General features: G+C 42.5%; 1 protein-coding gene. It reads right to left on the reverse strand.

Translation table 11 applies throughout. The annotated features are described in order from the left end of the window. The coding region (locus AAEZ02_RS22860; RefSeq protein WP_351125399.1) for an Abi family protein at positions 1–259 on the reverse strand (259 nt) is incomplete at both ends.

A 259-nucleotide genomic window follows, 5' to 3' on the forward strand; every position in this document is an offset into this window, starting at 1 on the left:
GCCTCTAGCATTCCATCAAATAATCGCGACATAGTACCAAAATCCCAGACCTCACAGGCAACCCAAATAGGTAAAGGCAGCCCATACTTCGCTTTATTATGCTTAACAAACTCTTCTTTTGAACGGCTTATTAGTTTAGCGTGGCCACTGAGCCAGTCGTGATGTTTTGTTACACCTTTGCGCCCATCAAGTACTTCGCTAAAATCGGGAAATAAACAATCAGCTTTTAAATAGGCAAAGGGGTTTTTCTCACCAAGTG

The sequence above is a fragment of the Shewanella sp. T24-MNA-CIBAN-0130 genome, assembly GCF_040310185.1.
GTDB lineage: Bacteria > Pseudomonadota > Gammaproteobacteria > Enterobacterales > Shewanellaceae > Shewanella > Shewanella psychromarinicola.